At 49.2% G+C, this 18613-nt stretch carries 21 protein-coding genes, 1 tRNA gene and 1 pseudogene; 17 read left to right on the top strand and 6 right to left on the bottom strand.

What is annotated here, in order from left to right:
- Nucleotides 1–210 precede the first annotated feature (210 nt).
- Entirely contained in the window at nt 211–942 is a 732-nt protein-coding gene (locus L691_RS0115390; RefSeq protein ID WP_025691360.1) for a ferric reductase-like transmembrane domain-containing protein, read from the bottom strand.
- 171 nt (nt 943–1113) lie between these two features.
- Between L691_RS0115390 and L691_RS0115385 the strand changes: the two genes are divergently transcribed.
- Nucleotides 1114–1452, top strand: coding sequence for a hypothetical protein (locus L691_RS0115385; RefSeq protein WP_025691359.1), 339 nt, complete (start codon nt 1114–1116; stop codon nt 1450–1452).
- Nucleotides 1453–1578: 126 nt separating this feature from the next.
- Here L691_RS0115385 and L691_RS0115380 read toward each other — a convergent pair whose 3' ends face one another.
- Both L691_RS0115380 and L691_RS0115375 read right to left on the bottom strand, forming a co-directional pair.
- Nucleotides 1579–1866: a YxcD family protein gene (locus L691_RS0115380; RefSeq protein ID WP_025691358.1), complete on the bottom strand. Its 288-nt coding sequence runs from the start codon at nt 1864–1866 to the stop codon at nt 1579–1581.
- Entirely contained in the window at nt 1866–2306 is a 441-nt protein-coding gene (locus L691_RS0115375; protein ID WP_025691357.1) for a hypothetical protein, read from the bottom strand. Before L691_RS0115375 ends, L691_RS0115380 begins: the two co-directional genes overlap by 1 nt.
- Nucleotides 2307–2514: 208 nt before the next feature.
- Between L691_RS0115375 and L691_RS0115370 the strand changes: the two genes are divergently transcribed.
- The gene (locus L691_RS0115370; RefSeq protein WP_025691356.1) at nt 2515–3147 is read left to right on the top strand and encodes an NUDIX hydrolase; all 633 of its coding nucleotides are present in this window, start codon (nt 2515–2517) and stop codon (nt 3145–3147) included.
- Nucleotides 3148–3205: 58 nt separating this feature from the next.
- Here L691_RS0115370 and L691_RS0115365 read toward each other — a convergent pair whose 3' ends face one another.
- Together L691_RS0115365 and L691_RS0115360 are read right to left on the bottom strand one after the other, a co-directional pair.
- Complete coding sequence (locus L691_RS0115365; RefSeq protein ID WP_025691355.1) at nt 3206–3772, bottom strand: beta-class carbonic anhydrase; 567 nt, start codon at nt 3770–3772, stop codon at nt 3206–3208.
- A 23-nt stretch (nt 3773–3795) separates the two neighbouring features.
- The gene (locus L691_RS0115360) at nt 3796–4170 is read right to left on the bottom strand and encodes an iron-sulfur cluster biosynthesis family protein (RefSeq protein ID WP_025691354.1); all 375 of its coding nucleotides are present in this window, start codon (nt 4168–4170) and stop codon (nt 3796–3798) included.
- A 148-nt stretch (nt 4171–4318) separates the two neighbouring features.
- Between L691_RS0115360 and L691_RS0115355 the strand changes: the two genes are divergently transcribed.
- From L691_RS0115355 to L691_RS0115300, 10 genes are all read left to right on the top strand, one after another.
- Nucleotides 4319–5848: a carboxypeptidase M32 gene (locus tag L691_RS0115355; RefSeq protein ID WP_025691353.1), complete on the top strand. Its 1530-nt coding sequence runs from the start codon at nt 4319–4321 to the stop codon at nt 5846–5848.
- A 73-nt stretch (nt 5849–5921) separates the two neighbouring features.
- Complete coding sequence (gene trhA, locus L691_RS0115350; RefSeq protein WP_025691352.1) at nt 5922–6569, top strand: PAQR family membrane homeostasis protein TrhA; 648 nt, start codon at nt 5922–5924, stop codon at nt 6567–6569.
- Between the two features lie 146 nt (nt 6570–6715).
- On the top strand, nt 6716–7072 hold the full coding sequence (locus L691_RS0115345) for a putative DNA-binding protein (RefSeq protein WP_025691351.1): 357 nt from the start codon (nt 6716–6718) through the stop codon (nt 7070–7072).
- Nucleotides 7073–7092: 20 nt separating this feature from the next.
- Nucleotides 7093–8484, top strand: a complete 1392-nt coding sequence (gene ffh, locus L691_RS0115340; protein WP_025691350.1) for a signal recognition particle protein — start codon at nt 7093–7095, stop codon at nt 8482–8484.
- 384 nt (nt 8485–8868) lie between these two features.
- A complete protein-coding gene (rpsP, locus tag L691_RS0115335) occupies nt 8869–9141 on the top strand; it encodes a 30S ribosomal protein S16 (RefSeq protein WP_025691349.1) in 273 nt (90 codons plus the stop codon).
- 25 nt (nt 9142–9166) lie between these two features.
- On the top strand, nt 9167–9397 hold the full coding sequence (locus L691_RS0115330) for a KH domain-containing protein (RefSeq protein WP_025335405.1): 231 nt from the start codon (nt 9167–9169) through the stop codon (nt 9395–9397).
- 151 nt (nt 9398–9548) lie between these two features.
- Complete coding sequence (gene rimM / locus L691_RS0115325) at nt 9549–10076, top strand: ribosome maturation factor RimM (RefSeq protein WP_025691348.1); 528 nt, start codon at nt 9549–9551, stop codon at nt 10074–10076.
- Nucleotides 10076–10909, top strand: coding sequence for a tRNA (guanosine(37)-N1)-methyltransferase TrmD (gene trmD / locus L691_RS0115320; RefSeq protein WP_025691347.1), 834 nt, complete (start codon nt 10076–10078; stop codon nt 10907–10909). The genes rimM and trmD overlap by 1 nt, the downstream gene beginning before the upstream one ends.
- Before the next feature lie 831 nt (nt 10910–11740).
- Nucleotides 11741–12775, top strand: coding sequence for an acyltransferase family protein (locus L691_RS0115305; protein WP_025691346.1), 1035 nt, complete (start codon nt 11741–11743; stop codon nt 12773–12775).
- Between the two features lie 199 nt (nt 12776–12974).
- Nucleotides 12975–13048 (top strand) — tRNA-Pro (locus L691_RS0115300).
- A gap of 60 nt (nt 13049–13108) precedes the next feature.
- Here the strand turns inward: L691_RS0115300 and L691_RS0115295 are convergent.
- Nucleotides 13109–14056, bottom strand: a complete 948-nt coding sequence (locus L691_RS0115295) for a DUF4097 family beta strand repeat-containing protein (protein ID WP_156934250.1) — start codon at nt 14054–14056, stop codon at nt 13109–13111.
- A gap of 699 nt (nt 14057–14755) precedes the next feature.
- Here L691_RS0115295 and rplS point away from each other — a divergent pair.
- The 5 genes and pseudogenes from rplS to L691_RS29070 all read left to right on the top strand — a co-directional run.
- On the top strand, nt 14756–15100 hold the full coding sequence (gene rplS, locus L691_RS0115285; protein ID WP_025691343.1) for a 50S ribosomal protein L19: 345 nt from the start codon (nt 14756–14758) through the stop codon (nt 15098–15100).
- A 220-nt stretch (nt 15101–15320) separates the two neighbouring features.
- Nucleotides 15321–15941 carry a signal peptidase I gene (lepB, locus tag L691_RS0115280; protein ID WP_025691342.1) on the top strand — a complete coding sequence of 207 codons (621 nt, stop codon included), beginning with the start codon at nt 15321–15323 and terminating at the stop codon, nt 15939–15941.
- Nucleotides 15942–15970: 29 nt separating this feature from the next.
- Nucleotides 15971–16843: a ribosome biogenesis GTPase YlqF gene (ylqF, locus tag L691_RS0115275; RefSeq protein WP_025691341.1), complete on the top strand. Its 873-nt coding sequence runs from the start codon at nt 15971–15973 to the stop codon at nt 16841–16843.
- Between the two features lie 357 nt (nt 16844–17200).
- The gene (locus L691_RS0115270; protein ID WP_051459381.1) at nt 17201–17824 is read left to right on the top strand and encodes a ribonuclease HII; all 624 of its coding nucleotides are present in this window, start codon (nt 17201–17203) and stop codon (nt 17822–17824) included.
- A gap of 163 nt (nt 17825–17987) precedes the next feature.
- A pseudogene (locus L691_RS29070) lies at nt 17988–18613 on the top strand (hypothetical protein); the annotation flags it as partial.

Below are 18613 nucleotides of genomic sequence, written 5' to 3'. Positions count from 1 at the left end.
CTGAAGGATAAGCCGGCAATTGGCGGGGACGCCACCGCGTATGTCTGCCGTGATTTTGCCTGCCAAGAGCCGATTACGAGCGTGGAGGCAGTGCGTGAGCTTTTTGTCAAACAGGTGAAGGAAACAAAGTAACCGGAACGTAAAAGCGAAGAAGGGAGCTGCGGCTCCCTTTTTTCTCGTTATGATTCGCTCTCTAACTATTGTTAAAGGTCATTCGGCAGTCCTTACTCCCTTAGATACTCTGGCCTGTGACATGACACTCGCTGCTTTATATTTCATCAAACGCAAAATGGTGTAGGAGCCGAAAATTCCCGTATACAGCACCAGTCTCAGCCAATCCGTATCTTTATCCATGATAAGGATCAGCAGCACATGCAAGTAGGCCAGCAGATAGAACAGATACGCCCAGCGCTGGATTTTACGCCACTTTGTGCCCCCGATCCGGCTCCGCATTTTTCTGAAGGACGTAATGAATAAAGGGATCATCACCACAAGAGCGATAATGCCGATTAAGGAGTAGTTTAGGTAGAAAGTCTTTCTGAGCATCGAGGTTTCATCGGAGCTGAGCATGGAAGAAACTCTTACGAGGAATCTGACGAGGTACACGAGACCATGGGCCAGCATGAGAATTGAAGCAATGATCGCAAGCGGGGCGCGGATGGACATCAGCTTTCGGGTATAGCTCCAGCGGCTGTTAAGAGCGCCGGCAAACATTACGGGAATGAAAAAAGCAATGGAGATGACGCCATGCGAGACGGCTCTTTCCAATTCTCGGATGAACCCCTGCAGCTGAAAGCCGTTAATAAGCCGGATCATCTCGTAGGTGGTGACGACGATTGTAATTATTGTGGCTAAGGTGTAGAGAGCAACACGATTTTTTTGAATGAACTTTGGAAACTGGCAAAGCAGGGCCGAAATCAGCAAACAATACAGCAGAGACATGAAAAAACCTCCTCATTGATTGATAATGATTATCATTATTGATATGATGGTCAATTCTATCTAAATTGTCAGTGACATTTTTAACACATTATATAGCCTTTGTGGGCAGCACCCCGGGATAGGCGAACGCATACACTAAAGCAAAATCCAGCTAACGAAAGGTATGAGCTTATGTCAACCTATTCCGGACCGCAAACCCTGATTTATCAAGCTGATCCCACCTCGCTCCACCATGTAAAAAAAGTGCGTGAATCGATGCATGGCTCTTTAAAGCCCCACATTAACCGGAAAGTAAGGATTCAAACCATCGACGGGGTGACTCACGAGGGCATGATCTCGGGTATCGACGAGGGCCATCTCTATCTGACAGTACCGGCGTCTGGGGCTGCGATGCGAGGATTTTACAATCCGTATTATCCGCCTTATCCTTATTACTACCCGGTCAGTCCGGTAGGGAGCGCCATTTTGCCGCTGGTGCTGTACAATTTGCTGGCTATTTCGCTGCTCTAAAGTGAATAACACAAAAAGAGCGCCCGGCAGCCGGAAGGGCTGTCGAACGCTCTTTTTCTACAAAGGTAAGTAAAAAGACAGACGCAGGAAAATTCCCGGTCTGCCTTTCAACCTATCTATACTTACTTACACATTGACGACGGCCGTAATCTCTTCGTCCAGCTCCAGTCTTACATCCTCGCGGTAAGCGCGGATATTGTACTCGGAATGAAGATAGCGCAGAATCGCTTCAATCATATTGCTTTCAACGAGATACTGGCTTCGGCCCTGTATCCACACTTCGGCGGTATAGCCGGTCTCTTCGTCCCAACTGAGTTCCACCTGCACATCCGTTGCCTTAACGCCCTTGCGCTCGGCCATGTGAAGGCAAATAGCGTTGATAATCTCATCCATGCGGAGGACGGTTGCGGACATTAGTAACGTCCACCACGTTCGTCAAACTTGCGGCGCTGCTGTCTGCGGCGGAAGAAGGAAAGGACGAGCATAACGATCAGATAGATCGCCAGCATATTAACCGCAAAGCCGAGGATGTTGCCAAAAGCGCCCATACCGCCGAACAAGCCGCCGAACAACAGACCCGCCAGACCGCCGATCATCATCCCTTTCATGAAGCTGCCGCCGCTGAAAAATCCGCGTTTAGCCGTGCCTGCCGTCGTTCCGGCCGTCGTTCCTTTGGTACTGTCGCTTCTATTTACATTGCCTTGTGTCGATTTATTCGGCGTTGTCGTGTAGCCCTGCCTTCCCGATTTGAAGCCGCCCCCGCCGCGCCGCGCATCCGCATAATCCGGGGCCGCTGCCGCGAAGAAGAGAGTAAAGGCCATAACAATCATCATTGCGCTTTTTAAGAATTTCATTAATAAATCTGACCTCCTAAAAGTTTTGTGTGCCTACCCGGTAATACGGAGACTTGTCTGAATGGTTCCATTTTTCTATACTTATTTTTTAAATAAATGGCAAAAATACTTTCCGCTAAACAGTGGACAAAGGATAGTCTGTGCTGCGATACTTAAAAATATTCAAAAAAAGGAAATCCATCATCTATCCTTCCAGGGAGGTAAAGAAATGCCGTCATCTGAAATGTTTGATATTTTTGATGAAAAGATGGTCCGGATCGGAAGCGACAGCCGGGAAAATGCGCATGCCAAAGGGCTGTGGCATCAAACGTTCCATTGCTGGGTCGTCCATCCCTCGAAGGGTGAAGGCGGAAGCCTCCTGTTTCAGCTGCGACACAGGAACAAGGATACTTTTCCGGGACTGCTGGATACTTCATGCGCGGGACATCTTCAGGCCGGAGAAACGGTGGAAGACGGAGTCCGGGAACTGCGGGAGGAACTCGGGCTGAACGTCCCGTTCGAAGAACTGGTCTATTGCGGGACGGTTGCTGAGGAGAGTATTCTATCGGACGGACTGATCGACAGGGAGTTTAGCCATGTGTTTCTTTATACTTGCGATCAGGAATTGGAGCGATATTACTTCCAGCGGGATGAAATTTCCGGGTTGTTCTTTGTAGACATTCCGAAATTCCGGCAGTTGGTTGGAGGAGAAATAGAAGCTCTTCAAATCAAGGGGATTGTCTGGGATGAGAAGGCGCAGCTTGCGAGGTCGGAGGAAAGGGTGGTGAGTCTGGGGGATTTTACGCCGAACACCGATGGATATTACCGGATGCTGTTCGAGTATTTAGGATCGGAACGTTAGATCTCCGCAAAAAAAAGGCGCGGGTACAGTACCCGCGCAAAAGCAGTTTTGAGAGATGTCAAATACTGGTGTACCCATCCGAGACAAGCTCCAGTGCACCGGTAGCCGGATCCATAATCATGCCGTGAACGGGAACACCCGGGGGGAGCAGCGGATGATGCTTAATCAGCTCCACAGTTTGAATTACCCCTTCCTCAATGCTGTCAAACCCTTTAAGCCACTTGTTAAGCTTAATTCCCGCATTTTCCAAAGTAGACAGAACCTCATCCGAAATCCCGCGCTCTTTGATCGATTGAATCATATGCTCGGCGTTCAGCGCTGCCATACCGCAGCCGTGATGGCCGACGACGATGACCTCATCCGCGCTGAGCTCGTACAGGGCAACCATCACACTGCGCATGACGCTGCCGAAGGGCTGGGAAATGACGGCGCCGGCATTTTTAATGATTTTGACGTCACCGTTCCTGAAATTCATTGCTTTCGGCAGCAGCTCCACAAGCCGCGTGTCCATGCAGGTGATGATGAGAAGCTTTTTATTGGGAAACCGGCTTGTCAGATAGGCTTCGTATTCTTTATTTTCCACAAATTTTTCGTTGAATTTCAAAATATCGGAGACTTGACTCATAATGGCGGAACCTCCTAAGTTATTTATGAACGGGAAGGAACTTCGCAGACGGAAGCCGGTTCAGGCCGGGTCCCCTCTAGGCCCCGCATATCGCGTACCAAAATATTTTGTCCATAAAGCTGTGAGTCGCTGCTCAGTTTAAAGGAAGATGTATTCTCATCGGCGTCCAGCTTCAATTGTTCCTCATAAAAAATCTCATGCTGGTTTCCAACGACTACAGGCAGACCGCCCGCTTCGACAGGTAAGTCCCCGGTATCCGGCTTGTCCAAGATCAGCAGCACATTGATGCCGTCGCATCCGCAGTCAACTGTATCGTAAAAGAGCTTGAATGTTCCCGGCTCGCTGCCCAGGCGTTCCTTCAGTCTCTGTAGAGCAAGCGGCGTCACCTGAATTTTCATTGCAGTTCACGCTCCTTTTTACTGTATCACAACGTAAGCGGTGGAACGATTCTTCAAATCTCAGATAATCCGCTCCGAAGTTGATTATACGCACTTAAAAAAGTATCATCAAGAGTAGCTTCGAAATTACGGAAAGCCGGTGACATGAATGGAACAACAATTACAGGCGGAATGGAATGCCTTCAGCATTTTATTAGCCAAAATCAGCGGATACCGAGAGGCGATCGGTCTGCTGCATTGGGATCTGCGGACGGGCGCACCCCGCAAGGGAGTGGAAGTCCGGTCGAAGACGATCGGTATGCTGAGCGGAGAGCTGTTCAAGCTGGAAACTTTGCCGGAGATGGGGCGGTTCACGGAATATTTTAGCAGACCGGAGGCCACGAGCCAGCTAACTGACGTGCAAAAGAAAATCGTCAAGGACTGCCAGAAGGAGTACGAGCGCAGCAAGAGCATTCCCCCGGAAAAATACGAGGAATACGCCGTGCTGGCCGCCCAGTCGGAGACGATGTGGGAATCGGCCAAGGGAAATAACGACTTTGCTTCCTTTGAGCCTTTGCTCAGCCGGATCGTCGCCTTCAAACAGGAATTCATCGAATATTGGGGCGTGAAAGGTACGCGTTATGACACGCTGCTGGACATGTATGAGCCTGACCTGACGGTAGAGAAGCTCGACGGGATCTTTAACCGCCTGCGCAGCCGCCTTGTGCCATTGGCCGAGCAAATCGCGGCTTCGCCACACAAGCCTGATGCGGACTTTCTAAAAGGAACTTTCGGCAAAGAAGAGCAGGAGAAGTTCGGACTCTTTATTTTGCAGCAGATGGGCTATGACTTTGAAGCGGGACGGTTGGACGAGAGCGTGCATCCTTTCGCCACGGGACTGAATCCAGGGGATGTCCGCATTACAACGAATTACCCGCAGGATAACGTGACCAGCTCCATTTTCAGCTCTCTGCATGAAGGCGGACATGCGCTGTATGAGCAAAATATCGATAAGGCCCTTGTCGGCACACCGCTTGCGCAGGGCGCATCAATGGGCATTCACGAATCCCAATCCAGACTATGGGAAAATATGATCGGCCGCAGCCGTGCGTTCTGGGAACGGTATTACGGAGATTTGCAGCAGCATTTTCCGGGAACCTTCAAGGATGTGAAGGCGGAGGACTTCTACCGGGCGATTAACCGGGTGGAGAATTCGCTGATCCGCATTGACGCTGACGAGCTGACCTATAATCTGCATATCATTATCCGGTATGAGATCGAGAAGCTTATTTTTAATGAAGGGCTCACCGTCAAGGAGCTGCCGGAGGTGTGGAACTCGAAGTACAAGGAGTATCTTGGCATCACGCCGCCGAGCGATAGCTTGGGTGTACTGCAGGACGTGCACTGGTCGGGCGGGGATTTCGGTTATTTCGCTTCATATTCGCTTGGCAACATGTATGCGGCGCAAATTCTGAATACGATCCGTAAAGAGCTGCCGGAGTTCGACTCCCTGGTGTCTTCGGGAAATCTGCTGCCGATCAAGGAATGGCTTACGGACAAAATTTACCGCTACGGCATGAGCCAGACACCAGCGCAAATTATCGAACGGGTAACCGGCGAACCGCTGAATCCCGATTATCTGGCAGATTACCTGGAAGCAAAATATCGTGAAATCTATCGTTTGGAACAGCCTGAATAGCCCTGGGGTCAGTGGATTACCATTTACCAAAGGGATATAATAGAAGAAAAACGTGTACGGAAGGAGACGGGATATGGCGAATACCTACACTTACAGTCGCAGGGAAGAAGTCGCAAACGCCATAACGCATGGCATTGGAGCCGTACTTAGCGTGGCCGCGCTTGTCCTGCTCATTGTTTATTCAAGTATGTGGGGAACGGCCTGGCATGTCGTCAGCTTCTCCATCTATGGAACCACAATGCTGCTGCTCTATTTGAACTCGACGATCGTACATAGCCTGAAGGAAGGCAAGCTAAAAGATCTGTTCGAGTTCTTCGACCACTCCTCCATCTATTTGTTTATCGCAGGGACGTATACTCCTTTCTTGCTGGTTGCCATTCGCGGTACGCTGGGCTGGAGCTTGTTTGGCGTTATTTGGGGCATCGCCTTCTTCGGAGTTCTGTTCAAAGCCTTCTTTACGAAAAAGTTTTTGTTCATGTCGACGATTTTTTATATCGCCATGGGCTGGCTGATCGTGATTGCTTGGGCGCCGCTTACGGCTGCCGTGGCAGAGGGCGGGATGGCTCTGCTGATGGCGGGAGGCATTCTGTACACCCTTGGCACCATTTTCTATGTATGGCGGGCCTTTCCTTACCATCATGCCGTCTGGCATGTATTCGTGCTGCTGGGCAGCGTGACGCATTTCTTCGCGGTGCTGCTGTATCTGCTGCCGATCCGCTGACGTCCGGCGTTTTGGCCCATTTGTCCGGGTAAAAACAAAGATAAAGATGACAAGCAAAAATGCTTGACATCTTTCTTTGTTTTATGTATTATAAGGAACGTTGAAATGGTGTAAAGTGTTTTTCCTTGACGAAGGGAGTGCCCTTGATGAGTGAGGGTAGCCGGCTAGAGAAAACCAACCGAATTAACTTATTGTTCGCATTTTACGAGCCGCTGCTTACCGATAAGCAGCAGACGTTTCTGAAATATTATTTCCATGACGATTTCTCGCTTGGAGAAATCGCTGCGGAATTCGAGATCAGCCGCCAGGCCGTCTATGAGCATATCAAGCGCGCCGAGCAGGTGCTGGAGAATTATGAGAATAAGCTGGGGTTATTGGCGAAGCATGAGAGCCGTACCCGGTATTTTGAAGAATTGCGCAGACTGCCGCAGGATGGAGCGCTGCTTGAGCCGTACAAACGGCGGTTTGCGGATATTGTGGATTCTTTGGAGAAGCTGGAGTAGCTGAAGGGAGAAAGCAGCCTATGGCATTTGAAGGATTAACCGGAAGACTGCAGAGCGTGTTCAGCAAGCTGCGCGGCAAAGGCAAGGTGTCCGAGGATGATGTGAACGAGGCTATGCGCGAGGTGCGCCTTGCGCTGCTCGAAGCGGATGTTAACTTTAAGGTCGTTAAGGACTTTGTAGCGAAGGTGAAGGAGAAGGCCATCGGTACAGAAGTGATGTCGAGCTTCACGCCGGGCATGGTAATCATCGATATCGTGAACAAGGAATTGACGGAACTGATGGGCGGAAGCCAGGCGAAGCTGGCCAAGGCGAACAAGCCGCCGACCGTTATTATGATGGCGGGCCTTCAGGGCGCCGGTAAGACGACGACCTCCGGCAAGCTGGCGAAGTTGCTGCAAAAAGGAAATCACCGTCCGCTGCTCGTAGCCGGCGATATCTACCGTCCCGCTGCGATCAAGCAGCTTCAGGTGCTCGGAGAGCAGATCAAGGCGCCGGTGTTCACGCTGGGCGACAAGACGAGCCCGGTGGAGATCGCCAAGCAGGGTCTGCAGCATGCCAAGGATAACAATCTCGATTATGTCATTATCGATACCGCCGGCCGCCTGCATATTGATGAAGACCTCATGGAAGAGCTAAAGCAGATTCATGCGGCTGTGAATCCGGATGAAGTGCTGCTCGTTGTCGACGCTATGACCGGTCAGGACGCCGTGAACGTAGCCGACAGCTTCAATAAGCAGCTTGAGCTGACTGGCGTTGTGTTAACGAAGCTTGACGGCGATACCCGCGGCGGCGCCGCCTTGTCCGTTAAGGCCGTAACCGGCTGCCCGATCAAGTTCGCCGCTCTCGGCGAGAAGATCGACGCGCTGGAGCCGTTTCATCCGGAGCGGATGGCTTCGCGGATACTCGGCATGGGCGACATGCTGTCGCTGATCGAGAAGGCGCAGGCTAACATCGACGCCGACAAGGCGAAGGAAATGGAACGTAAGATGCGCAATGCGGAGTTTACGTTCGACGACTTCCTGGAGCAGATGGATCAGGTCAAGAAGCTCGGCCCGATCGATCAGATCCTCGATATGCTCCCGGGCATGAATAAAGCCAAGGGCATGAAGGATTTGAAGGTTGACGACAAGCAGATGGGCCGCGTCGAAGCGATCGTGCATTCGATGACGAAGCAGGAGAAGAGCCAGCCCGAGATCATCAACCACAACCGCCGCAAGCGCATCGCCGCCGGCAGCGGCACCTCGCTCGCCGAGGTGAACCGGCTGATCAAGCAGTTTGATGAGATGCGCCGGATGATGAAGCAATTCTCCGGCATGATGGGCGGAATGGGCGGAGGCAAAGCCTCCAAGAAGAACGCCATGAAGCAGCTCAAAGCGCTCGGCGGTAAAGGCATGAAGTTCCCTTTCCGCTAAACCGGTTTGTTTGGATCAACCATTGTACAACATAGGTTGATCAGGTTTTGATCTTTGCGGTACGATTAACCATTGTACAACATAGGTTAATCCGCCCTTAGTCTTTTAGTCTGAGATTAACCATTGTATAACATAGGTTGATCAACTCTCTTTAATCTTTGGCAGTTAGCTTTTGGGGTTCAACCCGTAACTAGATAGATTCACTGTTAAGCGTGTCCCGCCAGGGACGGAAAGCGATCATTACCCAACCATCCAAGGTCCAGCCAGTCCTAACGCCAACGCTAATTGCCATTAGCGGGTGTCCAGAGGGCGGCAGCCCTTGGGGCCCTCCCTTGGAAGGGAGGGTTTGGGAGGGATCGAAACTCTTTGAAGGAGGTGAATTTCGTGGCAGTACGTATTCGTCTGAAACGTATGGGTGCTCATAAAGCGCCTTTCTATCGTGTAGTGGTTTCCGATTCCCGGTCTCCTCGTGACGGTCGTTTTATCGAGGAAATTGGTTACTATAACCCGGTTGCTCAACCGGCAGTAGTGAACATCGATGAGGAAAAAGCGCTCAAGTGGCTTCAAACCGGTGCGCAAGCATCCGACACGGTTCGCAACTTGCTGAGCAAAGCGGGTGTGTTGAAGAAGTTCCATGAGTCGAAGCAAGCGAAATAATGACTGATGATTGCGAGGGTCCTCTATGGAAGAATTAGTTGCAGTTATTGCTAAGGCTTTAGTGGATCATCCGGAAGATGTAACGGTACGGACCGTGGAGAAGGATCATCTGATTGTATATGAACTGTCCGTTCATCCCAATGATGTGGGCAAGGTCATCGGCAAGCAGGGGCGAATCGCCAAAGCGCTCCGGACAGTCGTTACATCGGCAGCAGTCAAGAGCGATAAGCGCGTCACCGTGGATATTTTATCCTGATCGGTGACCATTCAAAAGAGGGGCTGGGGATCGCTGGATTCCGGCTCCTTTTGTCTAATTAAGAGACATAAGATGCGCCCCTGCGGAGCATAGGCTTGTTACGCCGGGGAACGTTAAACATATAAAGCTGAAGCGTTAGGGAGTGAATGGCATGACGGAATCGCTGTTAACGGTAGGCAAGCTGGTCAATACCCACGGGATTCGCGGTGAAATCAAAATATTGTCCCGGACCGATTTTCCCGAGGTGAGGTTTGCTCCGGGGGGTAAGCTGCTCATTATTCAGGAAGATGGAAAGGGGCGGCTTGAGGTCACTGTAGAGGCGGCACGCGAGCATAAGGGAATGTATATCGTGAAGTTGAAGGGCTATAACGACATTAACCAGGTGGAAAAATATAAAGGCAGCCTGATCAAAGTTACAGAGGGCGACCGCGTGGAACTGCCGGAGAACGAGTACTATTTTCACGATATTATCGGCTGTGAGGTCTATACGACTGAAGCGGAAGGCGCGCCGCTTGGTGTCATTTCCGAGATTTTGACACCGGGAGCCAATGATGTATGGGTTGTCAGACGTCCCAAAGGCCAGGATATTCTGATTCCTGTTATTGACGACGTAGTTCTTGATGTCGATGTGCAAAGCAAGCGGGTGAAGATTCAGCTGATGGAAGGACTGCTGTCATGATCCGAATCGATGTGCTGACGCTGTTTCCGGAAATGTGTGAAGGTGTATTCGGGACGAGCATTTTGGGTAAGGCGCGGGAAAAAGGCATCGCCCGGCTGAATGCGGTGAACTTCCGCGACTATGCGAACAATAAGCACGGCAGCGTCGATGACACCCCATATGGTGGGGGAGGCGGCATGGTGCTCAAGCCCGAGCCGATTTTTGCCGCGGTGGAGCATCTTCTGGACAATCTCGAGGGACGGTCAGATTCAGGAGACCAAGCGATAAGTATAGCTCAAGAGGAGAGTGCCAACCTGCGTATTATTCTCATGTGTCCGCAAGGCCGCACTTTCAACCAGCGAATCGCAGAGGAGTTAGCCAAGGAGAAGCATCTCATTTTTATTTGCGGCCATTACGAGGGCTATGACGAGCGTATCCGCGAGCATTTGGTTACGGATGAACTGTCCATCGGTGACTATGTGCTGACAGGGGGAGAACTGCCCGCCCTTACGGTTATCGATGCGGTAGTCCGTTTACAGCCGGGAGCGCTTGGGAATGAGTCCTCTGCGGTGACCGATTCGTTCAGTACGGGACTGCTGGAGTATCCGCATTACACGCGTCCGGCTGAGTTTCGCGGCTGGAAGGTGCCGGATATGCTGCTGAGCGGCCATCATGCCAATATCGAAGCATGGCGGAGGGAGCAGTCGCTGAAACGGACGCTGGAGCGCAGACCCGAGCTGCTGGAGCAGGCTGAGCTTACACCGAAAGACCATAAGCTGCTGGAACGATTGAAAACGGAATTAAATAAGACTTGCAGCGGCAGCCGTAGTGAAGAACAGAAGGCGTCTTTTTAACAAATAAGTTAAAAGACGCCTTTTTTGTTGGGATGAAATGCAATTAGCCGTCATAAAAAGTTCGATAGAGCCATATATTATTAAGGTGTCATTACCTGGATTTTTGGGTAATAAAGTAAGACGCCGTAAAATATAGAAAAGGCTTAACCAGCGAAAGGATGAACTTTGAAATGACAACGAAGTCACATGAAGATTTCAAGCCGGATACGAACCCGATCCGCAAAGAGGCGGAGCCGCTCCGCACGGTCAGCGATATTATCGACTTCTACAAGAACCGAAAATCATGAAGTTCCTCATCCCTTGAGGGGCGGGAGCAAAACCTATCCAATCAACCTGCTAGGAGTCTATCGCCATCCATGCAGAGAGATATTTTCCAAGAGAACCACTCAATCTATGAGCTTCGGCTCACGGATTGTGTGGTTCTCTGCGTTATTAGCCAAATAGATAAATGGGCAGAAATACAGAGCATTTTGCAAAATGGTAAGCAAATGAAAAAAGACCGTCCGAAGACGGTCTCTACCCGAGGCGCTTAACTTTCATGATCCGTATCCCGCGCCACCAAAAGCCGATTCATTAGCCAATGGTCCGGGTAAGGGATACGTTCAACATGTCATTATTAATGTGAACGCACCTCCTTTCCTTGTAGGGACAGTATAGCACAGCAGTACTGAAATATCTATATAATTCTAAATATTTTTTTAGCATTTTAACGGGGAGGGAGATAGTGGTGTGCAAATATTGGGGATATCATAAATCTTGTGAAATGTTGATATAAATAAAGGGTATTTTGTATTATTATTATTAATATATCAGTTCTGAAGGAGGTATTTTATGAAATATTTTAATTATAAGTTAATTAGTACATACCGTACTCAACTGATGGGGATAGCCATATTATGGATTGTATTTTTTCACTCTACTATTAATACCTCCTCTTTTCCAATTATTAATACATTTAAAACAATCGGATATGGAGGAGTAGATATTTTTTTAATGCTATCTGGTTTGGGATTATACTTCTCGTGTCAGAAAGACAATAACGTTATAACATTTTATAAGAGACGACTACTGCGTATTATTCCAACTTATATGATATTTGTATTTATTATTTGTCTCCTTTATTGGTATGTTGGTGAAATGTCGCTTACAGATGTAGTTTTGAATTTGACCACACTAAGTTTTTGGATGGACTCTAAAAATAAATTTGATTGGTATGTCCCTGCAATTTTGGTTCTATATTTACTTACACCCGTATTTATGTACTATTTTAAGTCGAAAAACAAGTATATTTCAGTTGCTGCGGCTATTCTTATTGGATTACTAATAACTATTGCTATTACACCAACACCTCTATCTTATCTAAATATTTTTACTATAAGAATTCCAATATTTTTCATGGGATTTCTTATAGGTTATTGGATTGAGAACGGTAAGAAAGCTAACTTGCTACATTTAATAGTAAATATAGTAATGGCAATTTTGGGTTTGATCTTTTTAGCTGTAAGTATAAAGTATTTATCTTATGAATTTTCATGGCACTATGGCTTATTTTGGTATCCATTTATTTTAATTACACTACCTTTGTGTATGTTTTTGGCAGCCTTTTTACAAACTCTTTCAGAGCTTGGTATTAAAAAATTTATCTTCTTAACTTTCTGTGGCACACACAGTCTTGAAATATATTTGATCCATGAAAGGGTTTTACATATTACTGCTAAAATAAGCGGAAGTCTAAGTATAGACAATTTTATATATAATCTAATTTGCATTTTAATTGCTTTAGTAATGGCATTTTTGCTAAAAAAATCAATAACTAGCTTTACCACTAAATTCACGAGAACTATTCAATCAAGAAAAGCAGCTTAAATTAATTTATATCACTATACTCTGATCCTAATGATCCGGATAATTATTGCACCAATCTGTAAATTCTGCGTTAGATTTATACTTGCAACAATGGGGGAATAAGCCGTATAATAATATTCGTCGCTGACATTTCGCATATAAATGCGTAGGGGGCACCCATAATATTAGCAGGGTAAGCACACTAGCGGCTTACATATATCGGGGTATGGCGCAGTCTGGTAGCGCGCACCCTTGGGGTGGGTGAGGCCGTGGGTTCGAATCCCGCTACTCCGATTTTCTTGAACTTAAAAAACCGCAACCTAACCAATTTGACATTGGCAGGCTGCGGTTTTTTTATTTCGTTACGTTGATCGCACCTACGGATGAGGAGAGGGAGAGGAGCGGCCCGCCTCCATTTATATCGCTTTTGCCAGAGGGTACTCCTGTAACGCGGCCGAGCTCGGTGTCCGCATCAAGGGTACAGCTCACCGATTGCTCTAAGGTAGCGCTTATGCTGCCCACATCAGTGCTGGCTGTGAGGGAGGAGCTTCGATCCATTGCGGCAATACCAAGTGAAATGCTGCCGGTGTCGGTGTTTATGCTAGATTTCCCCGTAATATGTGCGTTCTCAATACTCACACTTCCGACATCGCTGGAGATATGATAGGTGCCCGTTAATTTGTGAAGTTTGATTTTTCCAACATCGCCCTCAATGTCATACCGGCTAATGCTTACGGGAATTTCAATAACATATGAGATGCTGAAGTCCGAGGTGCCGTATGTTCTGCTTGCCCATGACCATAAATCGGTATCAGGCTTATCTTTCGGATGTGTGTTCACTTTCAGTACGCCGCCGCTCTCCCGAATGGATACTTCGGCATTGTCCAATATGCGCTGACTGTCGTCTTTTCTGCCAAGCGTATTGTAAGAAATGATCGTTGCGGTTACTTTTAAATCGGCTCCACTGCCCGGCTTGACTTCAATATCGCCTACCGAATTATCCAGGACAAGCGCCGAAGCCGAACCGACTGAACTCTGGGTGGAGAGTTCTTTGGTGATTCTTCCAGACTTGAGCTGGTCCGATACATGATCCGCAGTGTCTTCAATCGTTTTCGCGGCGCTACCCGCTATCTCCCCGACGTTTTGCTGAACGGTCTCGCCGAAAGACTGCGCTGCTTCCCCGATATCCCGCATCGAGGTCTCCATCTCGTTGCTTGCGCTGTCCGCCGACTTACCGGGAAGCGGTGTACAGCCTGCCAGAAGAAGTGCCGCCATTGCGGCAGCGATTGTCACTTTCTTCATACTTTCTCCCAAGTCGTTATCCCCCTTTAATCCCATAATTGCTGCCTGAAATATGTACTAACTGCATTATATCTTATGGAAATTTATTGAAACAGGGGCTGGAGACTGGTGCTAAACTAGACCAAAGTTGGGGAAGATCGAGATAACGGGCCGCTGCACCGGCAAACATCCTACAAGTATTCGGCATCGGCCTAAAAAGTTGTTTCGAAAAAAAGACTTCCCGTATAATAATAAATAAAGCCCCCAAAAGAAAGGATACTTGCTGATGCGATACATTGTATTCCTCATGATTTTGTTGGCGGTCGCTGTCATTTATGCTATAATCCGGGTTCTGAGCATAAGGAAGACGAAAAAAGGAAATATTCCAAAGAATAATGTGATTCCGCTGGATCCGCACCGCAAATCGCGGAAGAGTACGGATGAACAGCCCTGCTCCAGCTGCAAAAAGAAAAACGGTAAACTTATTTTTTATGCACAGGATGACGGTTCGATTGTCGGCTTATGCAAGGACTGCCAAGCAAAGGCCAAAAAGCGGGATATGCTTCCCCTATAATTTCATAAATAGGTTGTATTCACTGGCCTGATATGGTATCATTATTTCTGTTGTGTGGAATACGGTGGTCCGCTGCGGATGATGAAGGAGAACAAAGATTTCTCCGGAGGAGGCATGAACACCTGTACGGAAGGAGGAAGTCCTTAATGAATATTTTGCAAGAAATTACACAAGAACAGCTCCGCAAAGATATCCCGAGCTTTCGCCCTGGCGACACTTTGAAAGTGCACGTTAAGGTCATCGAGGGAAGCCGCGAACGTATTCAGCTGTTCGAAGGCGTTGTAATCAAACGCCGCGGTGGCGGAATCAGTGAGACTTTTACGGTTCGTAAAATTTCTTACGGCGTTGGTGTGGAAAGAACATTCCCAATCAACTCGCCTAAGATTGACAAAATCGAAGTAACTCGCCATGGTAAAGTTCGCCGCGCTAAGCTGTACTATCTGCGTGAACTGCGTGGTAAAGCCGCAAGAATTAAAGAGATTCGTCGCTAATCCAAGCGGCAAAGGAAAGGGGCTTGATTTCAAGCCCTTTTCGTTTATTAAGATTTTGACATCCTTACAAATAGATAAAGCTGGGGACAGGCTTCTTTCGAAAAAGCCTTCTGAGGAAGTTGAGGCAGAGGTTTTTTGGGTTGAAGTTTTTTTTGACTTGTTTGGAGACGGTTCATAAAAAAGCCTTGGATAGTCAAGGTTAAGAAGAGGACGGTGAACTATGCAGCAGGATTTGCAGCAGGGACAAGACGAGGGCGAGAATCAGGCTTCGCAGGTTCCACCCAAGCAAAAGAATGAAGCGTTGGAATGGGTGAAAGCGATCGCGATCGCTTTAATACTGGTTTTTCTGATTCGCTGGCTGTTGTTCAAACCGTTTATTGTGGACGGACCCTCCATGAAGCCGAACTTCCATACCGGCGAGCGGGTAATCGTCAATGAAATTCTGTATGACTTCCGGTCCCCGCAGCGGGGTGAAGTTATTGTATTTCACGTGCCTTCCGAAGGCAGGGATTTCATCAAACGGGTTATCGCTGTAGCCGGGGATACCGTAAAAGTTGAAGGCGACGTAGTAACCGTAAACGGCAAAAAGGTAGACGAGCCCTACATACAGGGAGCAATCGACCAGGCGCATAAGAACAACCAGCTTTACAACAACAAGAACTTCCCTAACGAGGAAATTAAGGACGGAGTCGTGCCTGAAGGCCATGTATTCGCTATGGGGGACAACCGGTCCGACAGTACAGACAGCCGGATGATCGGCTATATTCCGCTTAGCGATATCGTCGGCCGGGCCGATGTAATTTTCTGGCCGGTGTCGGATATGGAATGGATTAAGCATTAGCATAACTTACTCAAAGGAGGCGATGGGCAGTGACCATACAATGGTTTCCGGGTCATATGACGAAGGCCAGACGGCAAATCGAGAATAAATTGAAGCTCATTGACGTTGCTATAGAACTGCTCGATGCCCGTCTTCCGCTGTCCAGCCGCAATCCGATGATTGACGATATTTTGCGGGATAAGCCGCGGCTTATTATTTTGAACAAAAGCGATCTGGCCGACCCCGAGATGAACCGGCAGTGGCTTGCTTTTTTCAAGAGAGAGGGGCATGCCGCGCATCTCGTGGACGCCTCGACCGGTAACGGAGTCAAGGAAATTCCGGATCAGGTCAAGCTTTTGCTCAAAGAAAAAATCGACAAGCAGATCGCCAAAGGGATGAATCCGCGGGCAATGCGGGCGCTCATCGTCGGCATTCCCAATGTGGGAAAATCTACGCTGATCAACCGGATGGCCGGCCGCAACATCGCGGCTACGGGCGACCGCCCGGGCGTCACGAAGGGACAGCAGTGGATCAAGACCGGAGGGAACCTTGAGCTTCTCGATACCCCGGGGATATTGTGGCCGAAGTTCGAGGATCAGCAGGTCGGTTACCGGCTGGCGATTACCGGAGCGATTCGCGAGGAAATTCTCAATGTGGAAGACATCGCGTTCTATGCGGTCAAATATTTGCTGCGGGACTACGGTGACAGATTCCGGGAGCGTTACGGGATTGACAAGCTTCCAGAGGATCTGGAAAACCCGGATGAAATTGTGGCGGTCATGGAAGCGGTGGGCCGTAAGCGCGGCTGCCTGGTTAGCGGAGGAAGAGTGGATCTTGAGAAGGCTTCCCGTACTCTGCTGCACGAACTGCGTGCCGGCAAGCTGGGCCGGTTCACGCTGGAGGCTCCGGACACCAAAGGCTAACAGCGCGGGTTGTGTACTTGATAATAGCAGGCCCGAATGCAGAAGGTCTTCCGGGGGCAATACAGTTTATGTATAACCAGCAATTGAATAGCAGCGCGCTGCAGATGAAGGGTTCGCCATTTTGGCGGCTCTTTTTTTGCATTGAAGGGGAAGAGCGTAGCTTAAGCGGAGAAACTTTTTACGTAACCTTGCGTTTCAATAACTAGAAGTATATGCAATAGCAGTGTTAACTGAGCGGCTATGGAAAAAGAATCCGTATAAATAGTGGAGTGACCTTGCCCGCTGGCCTGTGGTAAGCTTGAATAAGAAGCAGGCGATAAGCCGCGGAAATTACAATTTTGGCAGGTGGGTTAACGGATGGATATCGATATGCTGTTCTATGAAAAAGAGGGCTGGGAGCAGTCCTACTGCCGCATTGCCGGAGTGGACGAGGTAGGCAGAGGCTGTCTGTTCGGCGACGTGGTTGCGGCTGCGGTCATTTTGCCGGAGGGTCTGATTATCGAGGGAGTAGATGACTCCAAAAAGCTGACGGCCAAAAAACGGGAAGCCCTGTACGACTCAATTATGGAGCAGGCGCTGGCTGTCAGTGTGGGGCATGTGGACTCTTCCATGATCGATGAAATCAATATCAAGCAGGCTTCAAGGCTGGCTATGAAAAAAGCGGTTGAAGGTCTGGGCATCCTGCCCGATTATATGCTGATTGACGCGGAAAAGATCGATCTCTCTCTGCCACAGCGGGCAATTATCAAAGGGGATGCCAACAGTCAATCGATCGCGGCGGCGTCCATCGTAGCTAAGGTGACTCGCGACAGGCAGTGCGAAGGCTTATGGGAGGACTTGTATCCGGATTACGGGATTGCGATACATAAGGGTTATGCGACAAAGCTTCACCGCGAGCGGATTGTAGCGCTGGGGCCGACGCCGATGCATCGGCGCAGCTTTTTGGGGAGAATCTTGGTGGAGCAGCCTACATTATTTTAGCAGATTTTTAAAAATGAGAAATATAGATGTAGGGCAGTCCGGTGAGTTGTTAAGCCGGGCTGTTTTTTTCAAGGTAAAAATGGAGTACAAACCGCTTCACTTGCAAAAATAGCGGCGGATGCCGATATAAAAGCAAGAAGATAAGAAGACAGGAGGAAGCGGCGTGAACATTGGGTCTTTGATTCGCGGACTGCTGGGAGACAGCAAGCCTGGAGAAGCGAAAACACTGGAATTGAAAGAAGGACAGATCGTCCGCGGCGTTGTTCTGGGTGTATCGGAATCGGGAAAAGAAGCGCTAGTGCAAATTCACGGTACGCCTGTGCGTGCAGAGCTGGAGACGCCGCTGCAGCCGGGGCAATCACTAAATTTGCAGGTTGGACCTCCGGGGGATCGGGGGCTGCCGGTATTGAAGCCCGCTCCGGCGGGCAGCAGCGCTCTCCCGCAGACGATGGGGGAGGCGCTGAGTGCGCTTGGTCTGACCGATTCAAAGGCAGGGCTCGAAATCATTCAGGCTATGCAGGCCGGTGGGCTGCCGCTGACCAAGGAAACGGCAGCCAAGGTGAATCTGATTATGGGCGCCAAGCCGGCGAATGTGCCTGTGCAGGAGTGGCTGGAAGCGGCTGTCATTGCGGAAAAAAGAGGTCTCCCGGTAACCCCTGATAGTGTCAGAGGGCTTCAGCAGGCGGTGTTCGGGCCGCAGCTTCACCAGCTGCTGTCCGCGTTGGAGGATCAGTTGAACCTGTGGATGGAGCAGCAGAAGGGCGGCGGCGAAGGATTGGCGTCACAGCT

This window comes from Paenibacillus zanthoxyli JH29 (assembly GCF_000520715.1).
Lineage (GTDB): Bacteria > Bacillota > Bacilli > Paenibacillales > Paenibacillaceae > Paenibacillus_AQ > Paenibacillus_AQ zanthoxyli.
The sequence above is the reverse complement of the archived record's forward strand: the minus strand, read 5'-3'. Positions and strand labels throughout refer to the sequence as shown.